Origin of the sequence: Listeria monocytogenes (assembly GCF_041765605.1) — a bacterium.
In the GTDB taxonomy this organism is placed as follows: Bacteria; Bacillota; Bacilli; order Lactobacillales; family Listeriaceae; genus Listeria; species Listeria monocytogenes_D.
The window spans coordinates 430,067-449,298 of record NZ_CP168900.1; the positions used below are offsets into that span (position 1 = coordinate 430,067).

General features: G+C 39.0%; 21 protein-coding genes. 18 read left to right on the forward strand and 3 right to left on the reverse strand.

Annotation, left to right across the window (positions count from 1 at the left end):
- Positions 1-84 precede the first annotated feature (84 nt).
- The 6 genes from AB2Q86_RS02130 (at position 85) to AB2Q86_RS02155 (ending at position 3,950) form a co-directional block, all read left to right on the forward strand.
- On the forward strand, positions 85-747 hold the full coding sequence (locus AB2Q86_RS02130) for a uracil-DNA glycosylase (protein ID WP_012581976.1): 663 nt from the start codon (positions 85-87) through the stop codon (positions 745-747).
- Between the two features lie 169 nt (positions 748-916).
- Positions 917-1,216, forward strand: coding sequence for an NfeD family protein (locus AB2Q86_RS02135; RefSeq protein WP_003738085.1), 300 nt, complete (start codon positions 917-919; stop codon positions 1,214-1,216).
- Positions 1,213-2,157: a flotillin-like protein FloA gene (gene floA / locus AB2Q86_RS02140; protein ID WP_003723104.1), complete on the forward strand. Its 945-nt coding sequence runs from the start codon at positions 1,213-1,215 to the stop codon at positions 2,155-2,157. Before AB2Q86_RS02135 ends, floA begins: the two co-directional genes overlap by 4 nt.
- Positions 2,158-2,191: 34 nt before the next feature.
- Positions 2,192-2,641 carry a hypothetical protein gene (locus tag AB2Q86_RS02145; protein ID WP_012581975.1) on the forward strand — a complete coding sequence of 150 codons (450 nt, stop codon included), beginning with the start codon at positions 2,192-2,194 and terminating at the stop codon, positions 2,639-2,641.
- A gap of 143 nt (positions 2,642-2,784) precedes the next feature.
- Positions 2,785-3,468, forward strand: coding sequence for an NlpC/P60 family protein (locus AB2Q86_RS02150; RefSeq protein ID WP_012581974.1), 684 nt, complete (start codon positions 2,785-2,787; stop codon positions 3,466-3,468).
- A gap of 56 nt (positions 3,469-3,524) precedes the next feature.
- Complete coding sequence (locus AB2Q86_RS02155; RefSeq protein WP_012581973.1) at positions 3,525-3,950, forward strand: N-acetyltransferase; 426 nt, start codon at positions 3,525-3,527, stop codon at positions 3,948-3,950.
- A gap of 2 nt (positions 3,951-3,952) precedes the next feature.
- Here AB2Q86_RS02155 and proC read toward each other — a convergent pair whose 3' ends face one another.
- Positions 3,953-4,753, reverse strand: coding sequence for a pyrroline-5-carboxylate reductase (gene proC / locus AB2Q86_RS02160; RefSeq protein WP_012581972.1), 801 nt, complete (start codon positions 4,751-4,753; stop codon positions 3,953-3,955).
- A 127-nt stretch (positions 4,754-4,880) separates the two neighbouring features.
- Here proC and AB2Q86_RS02165 point away from each other — a divergent pair, with 127 nt between their 5' ends.
- The 12 genes from AB2Q86_RS02165 to AB2Q86_RS02220 all read left to right on the forward strand — a co-directional run bounded on the left by AB2Q86_RS02165 (position 4,881) and on the right by AB2Q86_RS02220 (position 15,403).
- Complete coding sequence (locus tag AB2Q86_RS02165) at positions 4,881-5,363, forward strand: SRPBCC family protein (RefSeq protein ID WP_012581971.1); 483 nt, start codon at positions 4,881-4,883, stop codon at positions 5,361-5,363.
- 169 nt (positions 5,364-5,532) lie between these two features.
- The gene (locus tag AB2Q86_RS02170) at positions 5,533-5,991 is read left to right on the forward strand and encodes a PTS sugar transporter subunit IIA (RefSeq protein ID WP_012581970.1); all 459 of its coding nucleotides are present in this window, start codon (positions 5,533-5,535) and stop codon (positions 5,989-5,991) included.
- Positions 5,988-6,320: a PTS fructose transporter subunit IIB gene (locus tag AB2Q86_RS02175; RefSeq protein WP_003729043.1), complete on the forward strand. Its 333-nt coding sequence runs from the start codon at positions 5,988-5,990 to the stop codon at positions 6,318-6,320. The genes AB2Q86_RS02170 and AB2Q86_RS02175 overlap by 4 nt, the downstream gene beginning before the upstream one ends.
- Positions 6,321-6,323: 3 nt before the next feature.
- Positions 6,324-7,436: a PTS fructose transporter subunit IIC gene (locus AB2Q86_RS02180; protein WP_003723113.1), complete on the forward strand. Its 1,113-nt coding sequence runs from the start codon at positions 6,324-6,326 to the stop codon at positions 7,434-7,436.
- A gap of 21 nt (positions 7,437-7,457) precedes the next feature.
- Positions 7,458-10,085: a mannosylglycerate hydrolase gene (gene mngB, locus AB2Q86_RS02185; protein WP_077904936.1), complete on the forward strand. Its 2,628-nt coding sequence runs from the start codon at positions 7,458-7,460 to the stop codon at positions 10,083-10,085.
- 32 nt (positions 10,086-10,117) lie between these two features.
- Complete coding sequence (locus AB2Q86_RS02190; protein WP_012581968.1) at positions 10,118-12,052, forward strand: transcription antiterminator; 1,935 nt, start codon at positions 10,118-10,120, stop codon at positions 12,050-12,052.
- A 126-nt stretch (positions 12,053-12,178) separates the two neighbouring features.
- Positions 12,179-12,595, forward strand: a complete 417-nt coding sequence (locus AB2Q86_RS02195; RefSeq protein WP_012581967.1) for a DUF4064 domain-containing protein — start codon at positions 12,179-12,181, stop codon at positions 12,593-12,595.
- Positions 12,586-12,996, forward strand: coding sequence for a hypothetical protein (locus tag AB2Q86_RS02200; RefSeq protein ID WP_012581966.1), 411 nt, complete (start codon positions 12,586-12,588; stop codon positions 12,994-12,996). The genes AB2Q86_RS02195 and AB2Q86_RS02200 overlap by 10 nt, the downstream gene beginning before the upstream one ends.
- A 108-nt stretch (positions 12,997-13,104) precedes the next feature.
- Positions 13,105-14,112, forward strand: coding sequence for an inorganic phosphate transporter (locus AB2Q86_RS02205; RefSeq protein ID WP_012581965.1), 1,008 nt, complete (start codon positions 13,105-13,107; stop codon positions 14,110-14,112).
- Between the two features lie 15 nt (positions 14,113-14,127).
- Positions 14,128-14,508 (forward strand): VOC family protein, encoded by a 381-nt coding sequence (locus AB2Q86_RS02210; RefSeq protein ID WP_003731407.1) that lies wholly within the window; start codon positions 14,128-14,130, stop codon positions 14,506-14,508.
- 67 nt (positions 14,509-14,575) lie between these two features.
- On the forward strand, positions 14,576-14,968 hold the full coding sequence (locus AB2Q86_RS02215; protein ID WP_003723120.1) for a DUF1149 family protein: 393 nt from the start codon (positions 14,576-14,578) through the stop codon (positions 14,966-14,968).
- Between the two features lie 12 nt (positions 14,969-14,980).
- Positions 14,981-15,403 carry a NusG domain II-containing protein gene (locus AB2Q86_RS02220; protein WP_003728118.1) on the forward strand — a complete coding sequence of 141 codons (423 nt, stop codon included), beginning with the start codon at positions 14,981-14,983 and terminating at the stop codon, positions 15,401-15,403.
- Positions 15,404-15,472: 69 nt separating this feature from the next.
- Here the strand turns inward: AB2Q86_RS02220 and rph are convergent, their stop codons facing one another.
- Together rph and AB2Q86_RS02230 are read right to left on the reverse strand one after the other, a co-directional pair.
- A complete protein-coding gene (gene rph / locus AB2Q86_RS02225; protein ID WP_012581964.1) occupies positions 15,473-18,076 on the reverse strand; it encodes a rifamycin-inactivating phosphotransferase in 2,604 nt (867 codons plus the stop codon).
- Positions 18,077-18,275: 199 nt separating this feature from the next.
- The gene (locus AB2Q86_RS02230) at positions 18,276-19,151 is read right to left on the reverse strand and encodes a cell envelope integrity protein TolA (RefSeq protein WP_077904937.1); all 876 of its coding nucleotides are present in this window, start codon (positions 19,149-19,151) and stop codon (positions 18,276-18,278) included.
- Positions 19,152-19,232: the final 81 nt, after the last annotated feature.

Below are 19,232 nucleotides of genomic sequence, written 5' to 3' on the forward strand. Positions count from 1 at the left end.
CCGCCTGCCTTTTGACAGTTGCTCGCCGTGAAAAGTATAATGGAAGGACAAAATCATGGAACTACTGAGATGGGAGAATTAAAAATGGTAAAAACATGGGAAGAATTTTTAAAACAAGAAGCGAAACAGCCTTATTTTATAGAATTAATGGAAGCAGTTAAGGACGCGAGAGCAAAGGGGAATGTCTACCCGACGGAAGAAGATATGTTTTCGTGCTTCCGCTTATGTCCGTATGATCAAGTGAAAGTCGTTATTTTAGGACAAGACCCGTATCATGGTCCTGGACAAGCGCATGGCCTAAGCTTCTCCGTGCAAAAAGGGGTGCGAATTCCGCCAAGTCTTCGTAATATTTATAAAGAATTAAAAACAGACTTAGATATTGAGCCGGCTGACCACGGCTATCTTGCAAAATGGGCAGAGCAAGGTGTGCTTTTGATGAACACAAGTTGGAGTGTGGAAGAAGGCAAAGCTGGCAGTCATAAAAAGCTAGGTTGGGCAACATTCACAGACCATGTGTTAGAAGAATTGAATAATTACGACAAACCACTCGTATTTATTTTGTGGGGAAATCACGCTATAAAAGCCGCAAGTGGCATCACAAACCCACAACATTTACTCATCAAAGGAGTGCATCCATCACCACTTGCCGCGAGTCGAGGATTTTTTGGCAGCGAGCCATTTTCAAAAACGAATGCCTTTCTCGAGAAAAATGGAAGAACACCGATTAATTGGGACTTGAACAAGTAATAAAAAGTACGAGATTGCAGAATTATATTTCTTCTATTATATAGTTTTTTACAAAAGTGAAAAAATTTACATAATTCGCCTAAAAGCTTTTTACATAAGGTTTCTTTCATGTTATGGTTATTATAGGAGAAAGTAAAATTTAAAAAAGTTCCTAAAGAAGGTGACTAGTTTGAAGCATAATTTTACAGAAGATGACTTTGTTTATGGAGAATCATGGGGACTCGTGCATCGGGGGGTTTTAGAGGACAAAGAAATAGAACGAATGAAAGCGCTACGAGACAAAGTAGTGGGCAAAAAAGGTGTAGCACAAACGACACTTAAGCCGATTGGTAGTGTCAGAATAGACGGAGAAGTCTATGAAGCTCGCTTGAAAACAGGTTATTTGGAAGTTGGAAAACCAATAATTGCAGTAGGTATCGATTTCGGATACGTACTAGTCAATGAAGATATACAGGAGGGAGAAAAATGACAATGATTGGACCAATTATTATCGCAGTATTGATTATCATCTTTTTAATCGTATTTTTCACTTTAGTACCAGTGGGGTTATGGATTAGCGCATTATCCGCACGTGTACCAGTAGGACTAGGAACTTTAATCGGAATGAGATTACGCCGAGTTGTACCTTCTCGCGTTGTAAAGCCGTTAATTAAAGCAGTAAAAGCTGGACTTGACTTAGAAGTAAACCAACTTGAAAGTCACTATTTAGCAGGTGGGGATGTAGATAACACAGTAGATGCGTTAATCGCCGCACACCGCGCAAATATTGAATTAGATTTCAGCCGTGCAGCAGCAATTGACCTTGCTGGACGTGACGTACTGGAAGCAGTACAAACTTCCGTAACACCAAAAGTTATCCGTACACCTGAATTTACTGGTGTGGCACAAAACGGGGTAGAAGTAAAAGTTATTACGCAAATTACCGTACAGTCCAATATTGAACGTATTGTCGGTGGTGCTGGTGAAGATACAGTTATCGCTCGTGTCGGTGAAGCCGTAGTTTCTACAGTCGGTGAAACGAGAGAACATACAGATGTACTCGAAAATCCAAACAGCATTTCGAAAAAAGTCCAAGAACAAGGACTTGGAGACGGAACTGCTTACACTATTTTATCCATTGATATCGCTGAAATGCGTATCGGTGACAACATTAAAGCAAAACTAGACATCGAAAAAGCCAACGCGGACATGGAAGTTGCTCAAGCAGCTGCATCGAAACGTAAAGCAGAAGCGATTGCCCTAGAACAAGAAAATAGAGCAGCGGTTGTAGCCGCAGAAGCAGAAGTACCACGTGCGCTATCTCGTGCTTTAGAAGAAGGTAACCTAGGCGTAATGGATTACTACAAAATGGAAAATGTTCAATCGGATACAGCTATGCGTGAATCGATTGCACACGAAGACGAAAAATAAACCTTGATCTTTTGCAAGAAAGAAGGTGTTTTCAATGGATTTAAGTGATTTTCTAAATAGCGGTTGGGAAGGTGTCTTAGTCGTTCTTGGTATCGTTGGTGTCCTTATAAATTTCCTTAGTAAGGCTGGTAAAACAGACGAAGCGGAAGCGCAAAAAGCGCAAAAACAAAGACCAAAAATACGCACGACACACCAAGTGAGCCGTACTCAAACCACTAAAAAGCCAGCAAAACGAAAAGTATCACAAGGAACTTTTGCACAGAGTAAAACGCAAGATAAAGTTATTGCTGAACAAAAGGCAACACAAGAAAAAATGTTACGTGAAATCCGCCGAGAATCCGATGTGGCCAAAGGGAAAAAAATAATTAAAAGCACAAGTAACCACTCTAAAAAAGCCCGTAAATTACGCGGTAGGTTACAAGAAGCGATAATTACGAAGGAAATCCTTGATAAACCAGTTTCTTTACGGAAAAATCATTTATAAAAGTCGACCCAAGAACTAGTTTCTTGGGTTTTTTTTTGCTGTGTCGGAACTGTTACATAATAACGCCAAGTTTTAAAATCCCTGTATTACAACTGTAACATTGACCTGCTATGCTGTGTGTATATAAAAAAGGGGTGCGTGGATTGAAAATAATAGCAACGAGAAGAAAGATTTTTTTTGCGTTTATAGCTTTAATGATTTCTTTTTCAGTACTATTTTTACCAACAACTAACGCATCAGCAGCAACTACTTACAAGATGACTACAACAGCTGATGTAAATGTTCGCACAGCAGACAATACTAAAGGAAAAGTCATCGGTTTTTACAAAAAGGGTACAACGGTTACTTTCACTGCAAAAACAAATAATAACTGGTACAAAACAACATACAACGGTAAAGTAGGATATGTTTCAGGTAAATGTTTAACTACATACAAAGCACCTGTTGCAACAACACAAAGTTTTGCCGCATTAAATAACGAAGCAAGAAAACATCTTGGCAAACGTTACAAAATTGGCGCTACTGGCCCAAGTTGTTTTGATTGTTCCGGTTACACACAATACGTATACTCAAAAGGCGTAAAAAAAGCAATTCCGCGTACAGCAAAGCAACAATATGCTTCCGCTAAGAAAATTAAAGCTAGCGAACTAAAAAACGGAGACTTAATTTTCTTCAATTATGGCAAAGGTATTGCACATGTTGGGATTTACGTTGGAAACGGCAAAATGCTTAATGCGCAAAATAACGGCGTAAAATACGACTCCATCACATCTGGCTATTGGAAAAAATACATTGCTGGATATGGTCGGGTAGCAAACTTAAAATAATCTCACCAAGCGTCACTTTCTAGTGATGCTTTTTTGTATGAAGGAGGAGTTAGTAAATGGAATATAAAATAAAAGAAATATCACTGGAAGAACTTGAACCACGCGTAATAGAAGGACTATTGGAACATAAAGAACGGCTAGGCTATGATATCCCAAAAAGCGATGCCGTACATATTGGTTTTGCCGCATTAAACGAATCCGGTGAAATAGTTGGAGGAGTAACAGCGAAAATCAGCTATGGAGAATTACATGTTTCGCTTCTTTCGGTTGATCAAAATACACAAGGATCAGGTGTGGGGTCAGAATTAATGGCACAAATAGAAAGATATGGTAGAGCGAATAACTGCCACCATATCTCATTAACAACATTCAGTTACCAAGCTCCAGAATTTTATAAAAAATGCGGTTTTACTGAGCTTGGACGTGTGAAAGACTTTCCTATAAAAGGGGAAGAAAAGTTTTTCTTTATTAAATATTTATAGAATTACATAGAACTATTTTTCTTTGCAGCAGCTTGAACAGCATTGATAACAGCAGAACGGAAACCATCATTTTCTAGTGATTTTACTGCTTCAATGGTAGTTCCACCTGGAGAAGTAACCATATCTTTAAGTTTACCGGGATGTTCACCTGTTTCCAGAACCGTTTTTGCGGCACCTAGCACAGCTTGTGCGGCGAATTTATATGCTTTATCGCGAGGCATGCCACTTAGCACTGCGCCGTCTGCTAAAGCTTCTATGAACATATAAACATAAGCTGGCGAAGAGCCGCTGACACCAATAACTGCATCCATCAAGTTTTCGGCAACGACTTCTGCTTCTCCAAAACTAGTGAAAATAGCTGTCACTTCTTTAATTTCTTCGGATGTTACATTAGCATTTGGCGAGATAGAAGACATTGCTTCACCGACAAGTGCTGGTGTATTTGGCATCACACGAACAATTTTTGTTTTTGCGGAAGTGAGTTCTTCTAAATCTTGGATAGTTACGCCAGCTGCTACAGAAATAATGATTTTATCAGGTGTTAGCTTCTCTTTTAGTGTAGTCAAAATTTCTGGGATAGTATAAGGTTTCACCGCCAAAATAATGATATCTGCTTGTTCCGCGAGTTTTCCTGTGTCCGTTGTTATTTGCAGGCCGGGAAATTCCGCTTCCAGTGGTTTCAGTTTTTCGAGATTGCGACCACTAACAATGATTGCTTCTTTGTTGTCTAAGTTTGCTTGTGCTAAGCCTCGAATCATTGCAGTTCCCATATTCCCTGCGCCAATAAAGCCGATTTTCTTCATGCTATTCGCCCCTAACAAAATTCTTTTTTTCTATTATCTCATGTTACACGGCTTTGTCCAGCTTTTCCAAGTTGCGATAGTAAACAAACTGTGCGAAAATGAAAGCAAATTGGTAGGAGGGATTTAGATGAACGAGGCAATCGAACGACGAGACGATGGCGTAACAGTAGTTAGTTTCGAAGTAGAAATTAGCGCACCGATTCAGGAAGTTTTTGTTTTATTAACGACAAACGACGGACTGGCAAAATGGTTTGATGAACTAGAAGTAGGTGAACTGGGCGCAGATGGCTATCTCCTTTTTATCATGACTCCAGAAGAAAAAATTACTATGCCAATTCGTGCATTTGAACCTAACCGAAAAATTGCTTTCCAGTGGGATCAAGATGAAGTGGCCTTTGAATTAAATGAAATCGCAGCAGAGAAAACAAAACTGACTTTCACAGAACAACTTACAACTATTACCGAACATAGCCCAAGAGATATTTCCGGTTGGCATATTTGTTTGAAAAAATTACAAGCGAGCGCAGAAGGTAAAACATACGATTTTGACAAAGCAGCGTTCGAAACACTTTTTGCCAAGTATCAAAAAGCATTAAATAGTGAAAAATAAATCCTTAAACGAAGCCATAAATGAAGCTGAAAACGCTTTGTTTATGGCTTTTTTTTGTTTCAATTAATCTTTTTCCACTTTAACTGGAAATTCCTTATGTTCAAAAAAGTAATCGGTTTCATTAGAATGTAATTGTAAGCAAGGCATTGAAAAAATACGGGGTGACGAAATGATAGTATCGGAAGAACAATTATTTTTAAATCAGCATCTAAGCACAAAAGAAGAAGTGCTAGCTTTTATTGCAGACAAGGCGGCTGAAATCGGTATCACGACGAATTCGGCACAAGTAGAGCGAGACTTATGGGCTCGCGAAAAAGAATACGCAACAGCAGTACAACAATTAATCGCTATTCCACATGCGAAAACAGAGGCAATATCAGAAGCAAAACTGCTTTTCATTCGTCTCGTTGAACCGATTGATTGGGAGTCAAAAGAAGGTTTTAAGGCACAAGCCATTTTTGCGATATTAGTTCCAGCTAGTGAGGCCAGCCAGCAACATCTGAAAATTTTATCCAGTGTGGCTGTGAATTTACTAGAAGAAGCATTTCAAGAACAAATTTTAACCATTAAAACGGAACACGAACTGATGGATTACTTGAAAGATAATTTGGAAGGAGAATTGATATGAAAGTTGTAGGAGTTACGTCATGTATTGCAGGGCTTGCACATACACCAATGGCAGCCAAAGCACTAGAAAAAGCCGGAGTGAAATTGGGGCACGATGTCAAAATTGAGCAACAAGGTGCAATGGGGACAATTGATGAAATCACGCCAGCTGAAGTGAGCGCGGCAGATGTAGTTATCATCGCAGCAGATAAAGTAATCGACGGGGAAGATCGTTTCAAAGGAAAACCAGTCGTTCGTGTGAAAATTGGTCAATGTGTTGCGAACGGGGAAGCGGTGTTAAGTAAAGTAGTTGCAGCAATTGAAGCACGTAAACAAAAGGAGGCTAACTAAGTCATGAAAGGGAAATTAAACGAAGCAAAAGACCACTTAATGTCGGGTATATCCTATGCGCTACCAGTCATTATCGCAGGTTCACTTGTTGTAGCTGTTGCAAAATTGATTGGGATTATCGGCGGGGTAACAAATCTGGATGCTTATGCTGATGCAAGCGGATTTTATCATTATGTTTATCTATTTCAAAATGTAGGTTGGGCGGCAATTGGCTTACTTAACTTAGTACTTGCGGGATATATTGCTTATTCAATCGCTGGAAAACCTGCTCTTGCTGCTGGTTTTGTCGGCGGGGTCCTTGCTACTAGTACAAATGCTGGTTTCTTAGGTGCTGTTGTTGCAGGTTTCTTCGCAGGTTGGTTAACAAACTGGGTGAAAAAACATGTTCGAATCACTGGACCTGCTGCAAGTTCTTTACCACTAATTATTTTGCCACTTATCACAGTTGGTGCCACGGGGATACTGATGTCACTAATTCTCGGCGGACCACTTGGCTGGTTAAACCAAACGTTACTTGATTGGGTAACTGAAATGTGTAAAAACGATACAAACGTCATTATTCTAGCACTTATTTTAGGAGCAATGATTGGATTTGACCTTGGTGGACCTGTAAACAAAGCTGCTTGGATGGCTGGGAACGCGCTATTTATGAGTGGGATTTATCTACCTTCAATCATGATCAACGTCGCAATTTGCATTCCGCCACTTGGCTACGGAATCGCAACACTTTTACGCAAAAAGAATTATTCTACTACATTCAAAGAAGCTGGAAATGGTGCGTTAATCATGGGGTTAATTGGGGTCACGGAAGGTGCGATTCCATTTACACTGCGTAGCCCTGGTAAATTAATTCCGCTAAATGTAATTGCCTGCGCGATTGGTAGTGCTGTAACGATGGGACTTGGCGCTTATGTGAAAATGCCGCCGATTGGTGGAATGTACGGTTTCTTCACTATTGGTAACGGCTGGGCTTACTTGGTTGGTGGTCTAGTTGGCGCATTTATTATCGGAATTTGTGCGAACTTATTCGTCAATTTCACAGAAGAAGAAACAGCTGCTGCAGACGATGCTGTGGATGATATCGATATTAGTTTTGATGAAATAGAGATTAAATAATAGTTGGAGGATTTAATGAAAATGGCTAAAACGAAAGTACACGTAATTCCGCATTCGCACTGGGATAGAGAATGGTATTTCACTTCAAGCCGTTCAACAATCTATTTAGTGAAGCATTTAAAAGAAGTAATTGAAACATTGGAAGCAAAAGACGATTACCATTTTTACTTAATGGATGCGCAAAGCTCGTTAATAGAAGATTATTTGCGCTACTGCCCGGAAGATAAAACAAGATTAGAAAAACTGATTACTGAAAAACGCCTTATTACTGGACCTTGGTATACACAAACGGACCAATTAGTCATTTCACAAGAGTCAATCGTTAGAAACTTGTTATATGGTACGAGAATTGCACGCGAAATGGGACATAGCATGGCTGTCGGTTATGTCCCGGATGCATTCGGACAAGGCGGGAACATGCCACAAATTTATAAAGAATTTGGAATTTCAAAGTTTCTGTTTTGGCGCGGAGTTGCCGATAATCGCTTAAAACAAACCGAATTTATCTGGCGCGGTGATGATGGGACGGAAATGCTAGCAGAGCAAATTCCGTTTGGCTATTACTACGGCGCGAACATTCCGGAAAACGAAGCCGAACTTAAAACCTATTTGAATGAGCAAATTGGTGCTCTGGAAGAGAAAGCCTCAACTCAAAATGTCTATTTCCCAAATGGCTTAGACCAAGCGCCAGTTAGGAAAAATTTGCCAGAATTAGTTGCGAAATTCAATGAAATAGATAGCACTCGGGAATACCAAATCGCATCACCAGAAACATTTTTCGCGGATTTAGAAAAAGATGTGACCGATTTGCCAGTCATTGCTGGTGAACTAACAGAAGGAAAACATAGTCGGCTGCACAAATCGATTTTCTCTACTCGAGCTGATTTAAAACAAGCAAATAATGAAATCGAAAACTTTTTAAGTAATGTATTAGAGCCGGTTCTTTCCATCAGCTACTCACTTGGAAATCGCTATCCGCATAATGAACTCGCAGAAATTTGGAAGCTGATGTTTGAAAATGCTGCACATGATAGCATTGGCGGCTGTAATAGTGATACAACCAACCGCGACGTCAAACATCGTTACAAATTGGCTTCGGATTTAGCAACCAATTTACTTGATTTAAACATGCGCCTAATCAGCGAAAAAATCGAACAAAAACAGCCGTTCCAATTCACTGTTTTCAACCCACTTCCATACGAAAAAAGTGGCGTTATCAAAATGACCGCATATATTCCAGAAGACAATTTCACTGTAGAAGATGCGCAAGGAAACACGCTTCTATACACGATTCTAGAAAAAACAGACTTAACCGAATACGTCTTGAATCAACATATCGACCTAAACCCAAGCAAACCCGTCTATTTACCAGAAAAAGTCTTTTTAGCAACGATGCTCGTAAATGTAAATAGTCTTCCAGCGCTAGGCTATGACACCATCTACTTTAATTTAGAAAAGGAAACCGTAGCGCAAGAACCAACACAATCCACTGCTACAAAAATTGAAAACGAATTTTATGAAATCCATTTGGCGGACAATCATTCACTAACAATTCATGACAAAAAAGCAGACAGAACCTACACAGATCAAATGATTTTTGTGGAAAATGGCGACGATGGCGATTCTTACAACTATTCTCCGCCACGTAAAGACCTCGTAATTTCATCAAAAGAAGCAGTCGTAAATAGTGTGGAGTCTAGTGTATCAAGTGTCAATCAAACTTTAACTATTTCCTTCACGTTAAATGTACCGTATAATTTAGAAGAACGTGCAAATGGTGAAAAAAATAACGAAATGACTATTAAAACAGTAATTTCTTTACGCAAAAACGAAGAACTCATTCGCTTTGATGTCCAAGTTGCTAACCACGTATTAAGCCACCGCTTATGCGTCACATTTGCAACCGAAATTGCTAGCAAATTCTCAACAGCTGATCAATTGTTTGCTCCAATCAAGCGCCCGGTTCGCCTTCCAGAAATGGATGTATGGGAAGCGGAAGAATGGCAAGAGGCACCGATTTCAATTGAAGCAATGCAAAGTTTTGTGAGCTTGCACGATGAGTCGCATGGGGTTGCAGTAATGACAGAAGGCGTGCGCGAATATGAAATCATTGGCGAAAATTATGATACGATTTCGCTAACCTTATTCCGCACATTCAGCCATATGGGTAAAACTGATTTACTATATCGTCCTGGTCGCGCTTCCGGTGAGTCAATCGTTGCGACACCAGACGCACAACTGCTTGGCGAAATAAATGCCACATTTGCGCTAACTTTATTCGAAAGCTCTTTTGACGAAGCGAATATCGCGAAAAAAGCAAAAGAATACTTATCAAATCCACCAGTTTACCAAATGTCAGACTTTCTAAATGGCCGGTTGATTTATGTTTACCGTGACGAAGAAAAAACACTGGATGCCACTTATAGCCTCGGACTTCCGACAATAGACGGAGCGATTATTAGTGCAGTGAAAAAAGCCGAAGACAGCGATGCCTTCATTACACGCTTTTTCAATCCATATTTACAAAAAGAAATCACGGTTCCAGAAATTTTCCAAGGCAAAGAACGTCACTTGGACGAAAGCGAGTCAAATAATAAACAAGCGACATTAAAACATGCCAAAGTACAAACGTATTTATTTAAAAAGTAACATCTAACTACCTAAAAAAGGAGCTGCTTATAATGGGATATTTCGCTTATAAACGTTTGGAAACACTATATGGCATGCTCCTTGATGCGGGTAGCCACTTATCAGCTCAGAAACTCAGCCAAGAATTACATATTTCCGAACGAACGATACGCACAGATATTGCTAAATTAACCGAGTTTCTCGAAAATCATGGAGCAACCATAACACTTACTCGAGGTGCGGGATACAAAATTGAAATCCAAGATCAAGCTGCCTTTCAAGCTTTCCAGACTGAAAAAAACAAACCTAAAAACGCCGACTATTTTGATTTAGATAACCCCGAAGAACGTGTGAAATACGAGATTTTCTTGCTGTTATCAAGCGCCGACTATATCAAATTGGAAGACTTAGCGGATACAATCTTTGCCAGCCGCGCAACCATTTCCAATGATATGAAACAAGTTAGAAAAGTAATTGCGTCATATGGTTTATCGCTTATCTCAAAACCAGGCAGTGGCGTGAAAATTATCGGCGATGAAGCAAAAATGCGCTATGCCTTAACAGCACTAATCGCTTCCAAAAATACACCAGAATCATACTTAGAAACTTTTTTCGAATGGCATAAACAAAAAGACAAACTCCAAAAATTAATGACAGCTGTGACCGATTATTTCTTTGCAACCAATATTCGCTTCACAGACGAAGCACTTCAAAATTTACTTTTACATATGATGATTTTAGTGGAACGAATTGAACTCGGATATACGTTGGAAGAGTTTGAATTAACGGATGTTAGTGAAGAGGAAATCGTGATTGCAGATAAATTGGCAACTATTTTAGAATCTCTTTTTGAAATAGAGATTGCGGACGCGGACAAAAATTATTTGCTTCTCCAAATCGCCAGCAAGCGAATCCTGAACGTAGATGATAAAGAAATTAGCGAATTTGACGATTATGCTTATATTGAAGGCATGTTGAACCGTATCGAATCGCATTATTTTTATCATTTACAAGATGATATGCAACTGAAAAAGGATCTTGTTGCTCATATCCATTCCATGCTATACCGAGTGAAGTACCATATGACCGTCAAAAATCCAATGACAGAGCACATCAAACGCTATTATCCCTTAGCTTACGAAATTACGCTCGACGCAGTAGAATCACTAAAAAAAGATTATCCATATGATATTAATCAAAATGAATTAGCTTATTTAGCGCTTCATATCGGTGCATCATTAGAACGAAATTATCAAATTTCCTATTATCGGCATAAATCTGCTTTAATTGTTTGCGGATCAGGTTTTGGAACAGCGCGAATTGTAGAAGCAAAAGTAAAATCAGCAGTGAGCAATCTGGATATTACAAAAGTTGTTTCGATTCAAGAATACAACCGGTTTATTCATATAGAAGAAGATATTATTCTTTCCACTGTTAGAATACCTGAGAAAAACAAGCCAGTCATTAAAATTAGCAATATCCCAACAACGGAAGAATTGAAAATGCTTGGTGCAATTATTCAGGAACAAACGGATCCTAACCGCGGCTTTCTATCGAATTTCTTTACAGCTGATTTTTTTGCAAGAAGCAATATGACAAGCAAAACGGCAATTTTAGAAGAAATGGTCAACTCGTTGGAGCAGCAAAATATTGTTGGTGAGGATTTTCTGCGCTCTGTTCTTGAACGCGAAAAACTTGGCTCCACTGTGTTAGGGACTGGAATTGCCATACCACATCCACTTGGACTAATGGCAAAAGAAACGAAAATCGTTATTCGTATATTAGATAAACCCATCAAATGGGATCAAAAACAATCTGTTCGAGCAGTCTTTTTATTATGTATCAGTAAAAATGACTATGAAGAAGCCATTAATATTTATGAGCTCCTTGTGGAATTAGTACGTGAGGAATACGGTGAAAAATTATCAGGACTTACCGATTTTTATTCATTCACAGCTTTAGCAAATGATATTTTGAAGAAAAAGTAAAAGCTACCTCCTTTTTTAGGAAGTAGCTTTTTCGTGAATTTTTCGTGAATTTTATCATTTTTCCATTTAGTGTAAGTGCATTTCATGGTACACTATAAGAATACTAACTAACATTTGGAGGATTTAATGAACAGACAAACAGAATTTACATTACTTATCGTAGGGGCATCTTTAAGCATCTTAGTATTTCTAGGGGCAGTATTTTATTCCTTAATTTTTGGAGTTAATACACTAATGGTAACAGATACTTTTGGTTATTATAGTAGCTCAGAAGAAGCAATTGTACTTGGAATAATTACATTCTTTTCTATAATTGCTGCATTTTTTGCACTCTTATCAGCAGTTTTTGGTTTCATTGGTGCATTTAAAATTAAAAGTAACGGACCAAAAGCAAAACAATTGGGCGTTTGCTTTATTATTTTAGGTGGATTACAAGTATTCACTATTCACGGAATTTTATTTTTGATTGCAGGTATTTTAACAGTTACAAAAAAAGAATACAAAACAATTTCTAAAGAAGATGAGGGGACAAAATGGGAATGATAACGTTCTTACCAATATTTATTATTTTTGCAATGCTTTTAGGACTAGCAGCAAAAGTACTTTTAGCAATTTGGGTTTACAAAGACGCTGAACAACGTGGAATGAACGCAATTCTATGGTGTTTGCTAATGGTTTTCATCAATGTCATCATTATTCTTGTTATCTATCTGATCGTTCGCACAAAAGGCGAAGTGATGAAGCAGAATTTAGGACTACTAATTAGTGGTATTGGTATTGCGGTACTTAATACATTAATAGCGATTATTGCTTTTATCTTCTTAATCTTTTTTGCGGTTAATGATGGTGGAATGCATAATATGATGGATGGCTACGACTATGATTATAACTACGATTATGATGATGGTTATGAATATGATAGAGATAATTTTGAAGAATTTTAATAACATCAACGAGAATCTGCTACCTAATATAGGGGCAGATTCTTTTTATATTTGTGCAAAAAGGGTATAGACAATAAAAAAGTGAATCTCGACAAGGGGAACTGCTGAATGGATACGGTTATTTTAATAACGGTTATTATCGTTATAATGGGGTTAGCGTTTGACTTTATAAATGGATTTCATGATATTGCAAATGCTGTTGCCACAAGTATTTCAACTAGAGCTTTAAAGCCGCGAGTAGCAATTGGGATTGCAGCGGTCATGAATTTCTTGGGAGCGATTTCCTTTACAGGGGTAGCGGAATCGCTCACAAAAAGTATTGTAGATCCATTTTCGCTTAATAATGGGGAATTTGTCGTTTTATGTGGCTTAATTGCGGCTGTGATTTGGAATTTGATGACTTGGCTTGTTGGTATGCCTAGTAGTTCCTCGCACGTGCTTATCGGCGCAATAGCGGGCGCGTCGATCGCATCTGCCAGCAGTTTTAGCGTACTTAACTGGTCAGGCTTTACGACTATTATTATTGCGCTTATCGTCTCGCCAATTATCGGTTTTACCGTGGGCTACTTGATTTATTCGCTCTTTAAGCATCTTTTCCACGACAAAAAGCTTGGTAAAATGAATCGGCGCTTTCGTTTTATCCAAATTGGAACCGCTGCAGTTCAAGCATACTCACACGGCACAAATGATGCCCAAAAAACGATGGGGATTATTACGCTTGCTTTAGTTGCGAGTGGACTTTTGAAAGAGTCAGCTGGAATTCCTTTTTGGGTACAAGTAAGTTGTGCGGCATCGATGGCGATTGGCTCGTCTGTTGGTGGTTATCGAATCATCAAAACAGTAGGAACGAAAATCATGAAAATCACCCCAGTTACAGGTGTTGCGTCCGATTTAAGCTCACTTTCTGTAATTATGACAGCTACTTTGATTCATTTGCCAGTCAGCACTACGCAAGTTATTGACAGCTCGATTATGGGTGTTGGAACAGCTAACCATAAAAAAGAAGTCAATTGGCGTACGGGGAAAAATATGGTTGTAACTTGGTTTATCACGTTACCACTAGCTGGACTTTTAGCGGCAGTGGTATACTGGATATCAGCAGCTATTTTTTTATAATAAGGAGGATTTTAAATGAAAATAGAACATGTTGCATTATGGACAACTAATTTAGAACAAATGAAGCAATTTTACGTCACTTATTTTGGTGCAACGGCCAATGATTTATATGAAAACAAAACAAAAGGCTTCACTTCTTACTTTCTTTCATTTGAAGATGGAGCAAGACTTGAAATTATGAGTCGGACGGATGTAACAGGAAAAACAACTGGAGAGAACTTAGGCTGGGCGCACATCGCTATTTCAACAGGAACGAAAGAAGCAGTAGATGAGCTAACTGAAAAACTAAGACAAGATGGTTTTGCAATTGCGGGTGAACCGAGAATGACCGGGGACGGATACTACGAAAGTGTCGTGCTAGACCCAGAAGGTAATCGAATCGAAATTACATGGTAGGAATGGTTTGCCAGTAACGCATTTATCAAGTAATATACGAGTACATACTATAGATGAGGTGAATTTTATGGATATCGTAACTAATAAGATTGTCGTAGAAAAGTATAATTTTGAAACAATCGTGGAAGAAAATGAGCAATTCGAAAACAAAATTGAATTAGAGGTCCATGAAGTAGAGCCAGTCAATGGAAATGTGGAACTTATGTCAAAAGGAAAAATTTTTAAAATAACGATTCCTTTTTTATTAGTCCTTGAAAATTTCCGAATTGACGGTAGAATCAGCCGTATTATTCAATTAAAAGACTTTTTTGGAGATTTTTCCGATTTAGAAGCTGTAGATGTTGAAGGGTTATCCAATCCGCTAATTGACTACATCAAACGCTTAACATATGATGTAACAGAAATCGCGTTTGATGAACCGGGAGTTAGCTTGGATTTTAACGCTAATCATAATAGCTAGTTAGGAGAGAAAATGCGTCAATATATGAAAATGGTACGTCCGTTTGATTTTGTAATTATTATTTTACTGATCTTGGGTTCGTTTTTACCACTAATATTATTTTCTGTCGCTGAAGCAAAGCACGTGGGCGATGATGTCGTAGCAGTTATTTCACAAGATGGCAAAGTGATTCGGGAAATCCCGCTAACTGGGCACAAAGGAAATGAGCAGTTTACGATTAAAGGAAAAGGCGCGCAATATAATTTGATGGAAGTAGATGGCGAACGGATTCGAATAAAAGAAGACAACAGCCCAGACCAAGTAGGCGTCAAAATGGGCTGGAAATCCAAAGCCGGTGACACCATTGTTTGTTTACCACATAAAGTTTTCGTAGAGATAAAATCGACAAACAAAAAAAGCAAAGACCCCGATACAGATTTAATTGTGCCGAATTAAAACACACTAAGTAATTATTAAAACCCAGCAATCTTCATTTCCTAAAATGGAGATTGCTGGGTTTTTAGTTTAATCAAGAATCTCAATATAGCCTTCTGTCCCATTGATGCGAATTTGCTGGCCATCTTTTATAACGGTAGTTGCATTTTCGACACCTACTACAGCGGGAAGACCGTATTCGCGGGCAATCACTGCTCCGTGCGTCATAAGCCCGCCAACCTCGGTCACAAGCCCTTTAATAGATACAAATGCGGGCGTCCAACTAGGGTCAGTATAAGCCGTAACTAGAATATCGCCATCTTCTAAATCCGCTTTTTCCATATTTAAAATGACGCGAGCGCGACCTTCAACTGTCCCTGATGAAACTGGAAGTCCAAGAATGGCGTCTTTAGGGAGATTTTCGCGCTTGTATTCACCATTAATCATTTCCCCGTCAGAAGTAAGGATGCGCGGTGGTGATAATTTTTCAAAAGTGGCGAAATCACGTTTTCGAGCATTAATAAGTTCGTAATCAACTTGACCAGTACGCACGACTTCGCGCAGTTCCTCAAAGTAAAGAAAATAAATATCTTCTTGCTCTTGCAGAATGCCATCCTTTACAAGTTGTTCGCCAGCTCGAAGTAAAGCCAGTTTGTAAATAAAGTAGCGATTAATCATCCCGTATTTAGGATACTCACGATAGCCGATGAAATGACGTAAAATATCGATTTTTTCTTTTGTTTCCATCGCTTTTTGTTCCCCGTCCGGCAGCTCTTGCAAACGTCTTAGGATTTCTTGTTCTTTATGGAAAGCTTCTTTTTCTCCTTGAGCAAATTTGTGCATACTCGCGCCGGGTTCAAAGTTTTTGATATTACTTAAAATCAGCGGAATAAGCGTTAACGGGTTTTCAATCCAGCGTGTTTTAGTTAAGTCAATTTCACCCGCACAGCGCATCCCGTATTTTTGAAGGTAATCTTCTAGCGCTTTTTTGGTTTCTGCACCACCTTCTAAAGTAGCTAGTTCATTCATGAAATCAGGGTTTTTCGTTTGTTCTAAATAGGCTCTGACAGCAGGGTAGGGGCGAATGACGTCAGCTACATCTAATAATTCAAGTCCCATTTGTGAAGTAATATTGTTTGGGGCCGATTCTGACAGTTTATCGGCCACATTTTTTTCTCCCAGCCACTGGTAAATATGTTCATTTAACCAAGCTGAAGCGTCCATACCGGCCATAATGGCATCAATACTAGTAGGATTAAATAAAACTCGCTTTAATTCTTCCAAATCCTCTACGATAAAATCAAACAAATCAGATCCGCTTTTCGTTTCGATGGATTGCTTCAAGTGCTTTATAGAGTTTTCGCTGTTTCGAACTAATTCAAAAACGCTAGATGAATCAGGAATGCTACGAACGGGTGGTTTTCCAGAAACGGGTGTCTGACTTGGATTTTCCTCGGTTGGTAGTGGAGGCAGGAATCCTTTTTTGTTAATTACAGTGAGTAAGGCATCTTTAATAAGTGGGTCTGATTGACCGAGTGAATTGATCATCATGTCTCGAGAAACTTTGGCTGACAGACTTTGAGTAATATCGACAAACAACCGTCCTCCTGCTGTATACATCGTGGCGGGAGTCGTCATTAAATAAAAGGAAAGTCCCAGTGGTTTCATCGCGTCAGTCATCATTTGCTGATGTGCAACAGAAATATAAACACGATTGCCGGGTTCGCTTACTTCTGGAATTGGATATAAAGTCGTGATAGGTCGACTCTGAACAATGTAAAAAACACCTTCTGCTAAACACCATTCAATATCTTGCGGTTTGCCAAAATGAGTTTCGATTTTTCTACCAAGTTTAGCAAGTTGTAAAATTTGTTGGTCGGTTAATGTTTGCGTAGTTTGTTGTGATTCTTCAAGTGGGCGAGTCTCTGTTCCGCCTTCTTTTAGGCTATAAATGGCCAGTTTTTTCTTAGCGATTATTTTGTTCGTAATAGTATTTTCTTGGACTGTGTATGAGTCAGCAGAAACTAAACCGGAAACAAGCGCTTCACCTAATCCAAAACTTGCATCGATAGAGAGGGATTTACGATTCGATGTAATTGGATCAGCCGTAAATAGGATTCCGGATGCTTCGGGGGAAATCATTTGTTGAATAACGACGGCAAGTTGGACTTTACGGTGATCGAAATGATTTTGAATGCGATAAATAATCGCGCGTTCAGTAAACAAAGAAGCCCAGCACATACTGATATGTTGTAATAAAGCATCTCTACCAATAATATTTAAATACGTATCATGTTGCCCGGCAAAGGAAGTGTGGGGAAGGTCCTCGGCAGTGGCGCTAGAACGCACGGCGAAAGGCATCTCATACCCACCCACATCTAAAAGTGCAGCATCCATATCACTCGTTATTTCAGAGGGGATTTGTGTATGTTGAATAAGTGTTCGAATCGTTTCGCTGATTTCTCGAATAGCATCCATGTCACTTGTTTTTAGGGAAGAAAGGCGTTGGAGCAGTTGCGTAAATTCATTGTTTTCCGCTAAGGTTCGCTTGTAAGCTTCTGTTGTCAGGCAAAAACCTGCGGGAACATGTACTCCTTCGATATTAGAACAAGCGCCTAAATTCATTCCTTTACCACCGACAAGTGCTTCTGAATGCGGCTGTATTTCTTGAAACTTTAGTACATATGGTTTCATATAGTTATCCCCCAATTTTTTTCGAAAAATAATACTTGACTGTAAAGAACCACTTGTTGTATAATTAAAGTAGGGATTGCTTTACATAAGCATATTTTACCGATATTATCTATCTAAATTTACCATGAATCTAGCCTAAATTCAATTAAAAACAAATAGAAAAGCAAAATTTCTCATGACAAGAAATTTTGCTTTATTTTTATTGTTCAAATTTACATAAAGTTAAGCCTCGCGCTTTTGCTTGAGCTACTGTCACAGCAGTTTCGCCGTTTGAATTATTTAAGCCACGACAATTTTGGTCATAATGGTATTTTTTTCCGGTAGCAGTGATGTAAACCATTTGGCCTTGTTCATTACTCGTGTCTGGTTGTGCTGCGGCCGCTGCTTTTGAGCGTTCTGCTGCAACCCGTTTTTCTTCCGCTGCTTTTTTCTCTGCTGCCACACGAGCTTCTTCGGCTTTCTTTTCAGCCGCTAATTTTGCATCAGCTGCGCGTTTTTCTTCGGCGGCTACACGTTCGCGTTCTACACGTTCGGCCTCTGCTTTTTCAGCCGCAACTCGCTCTGCTTCAGCTTTCTCCGCAAGTTTTGTTTCGTAAGCAGGGGTTAGCGCTAATTTAAGTGTTTGTTCTTTCGTTTGACCGTCAATGGCAATAGAGAGAACTGCATCTTGTGCTTTATCCAGTTGATTTACAGAAAGACTGAAAGCGCCGTCCTCATCAGCTGTCGTTACAGCGTCAGGAATATCAACGAAATCAAGTGTTACTTCTGCACCTGGATTGGTTTTCCCTTTGACTACCAACGTTCCTTCATCATCTGTTGTAAAAGTCGTTTCTGCTTTTAAAACAGGGGTATTATCCACTTTCTCTGTTTTTTCTTCTTGTTTAGTTGGTTCTTCAGTGGAGGCTTCTTCGTCTGTGGTCGGAATAATTCCAACCCCAATAATAATAGCTAAAATAGAACTAATAATGATAATTTGTGTTTTTTTACGAGGCCAGTTTCTCTTTCTAAAACTCACAAGCCCAAAAATCAACACACCAATACCTACTAGAAACAATAAAGTTCCTAATCCCGTCATATACATCTCCCTCTCCCTTTTTGTCTAACGAAATTATTATATGCTTAATGTGAGTAAATACATAAGTGAAATTAGCCATTT

Coding starts and splice junctions, on each gene's coding strand:
- AB2Q86_RS02165 (WP_012581971.1), top strand. CDS start 4,881: ATGAACGAGGCAATCGAACGACGAGACGATGGCGTAACAGTAGTTAGT.
- AB2Q86_RS02230 (WP_077904937.1), bottom strand. CDS start 19,151: ATGACGGGATTAGGAACTTTATTGTTTCTAGTAGGTATTGGTGTGTTG.
- AB2Q86_RS02155 (WP_012581973.1), top strand. CDS start 3,525: ATGGAATATAAAATAAAAGAAATATCACTGGAAGAACTTGAACCACGC.
- AB2Q86_RS02200 (WP_012581966.1), top strand. CDS start 12,586: ATGGGAATGATAACGTTCTTACCAATATTTATTATTTTTGCAATGCTT.
- floA (WP_003723104.1), top strand. CDS start 1,213: ATGACAATGATTGGACCAATTATTATCGCAGTATTGATTATCATCTTT.
- AB2Q86_RS02205 (WP_012581965.1), top strand. CDS start 13,105: ATGGATACGGTTATTTTAATAACGGTTATTATCGTTATAATGGGGTTA.
- AB2Q86_RS02220 (WP_003728118.1), top strand. CDS start 14,981: ATGCGTCAATATATGAAAATGGTACGTCCGTTTGATTTTGTAATTATT.
- AB2Q86_RS02215 (WP_003723120.1), top strand. CDS start 14,576: ATGGATATCGTAACTAATAAGATTGTCGTAGAAAAGTATAATTTTGAA.
- AB2Q86_RS02190 (WP_012581968.1), top strand. CDS start 10,118: ATGGGATATTTCGCTTATAAACGTTTGGAAACACTATATGGCATGCTC.
- mngB (WP_077904936.1), top strand. CDS start 7,458: ATGGCTAAAACGAAAGTACACGTAATTCCGCATTCGCACTGGGATAGA.
- AB2Q86_RS02145 (WP_012581975.1), top strand. CDS start 2,192: ATGGATTTAAGTGATTTTCTAAATAGCGGTTGGGAAGGTGTCTTAGTC.
- rph (WP_012581964.1), bottom strand. CDS start 18,076: ATGAAACCATATGTACTAAAGTTTCAAGAAATACAGCCGCATTCAGAA.
- AB2Q86_RS02210 (WP_003731407.1), top strand. CDS start 14,128: ATGAAAATAGAACATGTTGCATTATGGACAACTAATTTAGAACAAATG.
- proC (WP_012581972.1), bottom strand. CDS start 4,753: ATGAAGAAAATCGGCTTTATTGGCGCAGGGAATATGGGAACTGCAATG.
- AB2Q86_RS02195 (WP_012581967.1), top strand. CDS start 12,179: ATGAACAGACAAACAGAATTTACATTACTTATCGTAGGGGCATCTTTA.
- AB2Q86_RS02130 (WP_012581976.1), top strand. CDS start 85: ATGGTAAAAACATGGGAAGAATTTTTAAAACAAGAAGCGAAACAGCCT.
- AB2Q86_RS02170 (WP_012581970.1), top strand. CDS start 5,533: ATGATAGTATCGGAAGAACAATTATTTTTAAATCAGCATCTAAGCACA.
- AB2Q86_RS02180 (WP_003723113.1), top strand. CDS start 6,324: ATGAAAGGGAAATTAAACGAAGCAAAAGACCACTTAATGTCGGGTATA.
- AB2Q86_RS02175 (WP_003729043.1), top strand. CDS start 5,988: ATGAAAGTTGTAGGAGTTACGTCATGTATTGCAGGGCTTGCACATACA.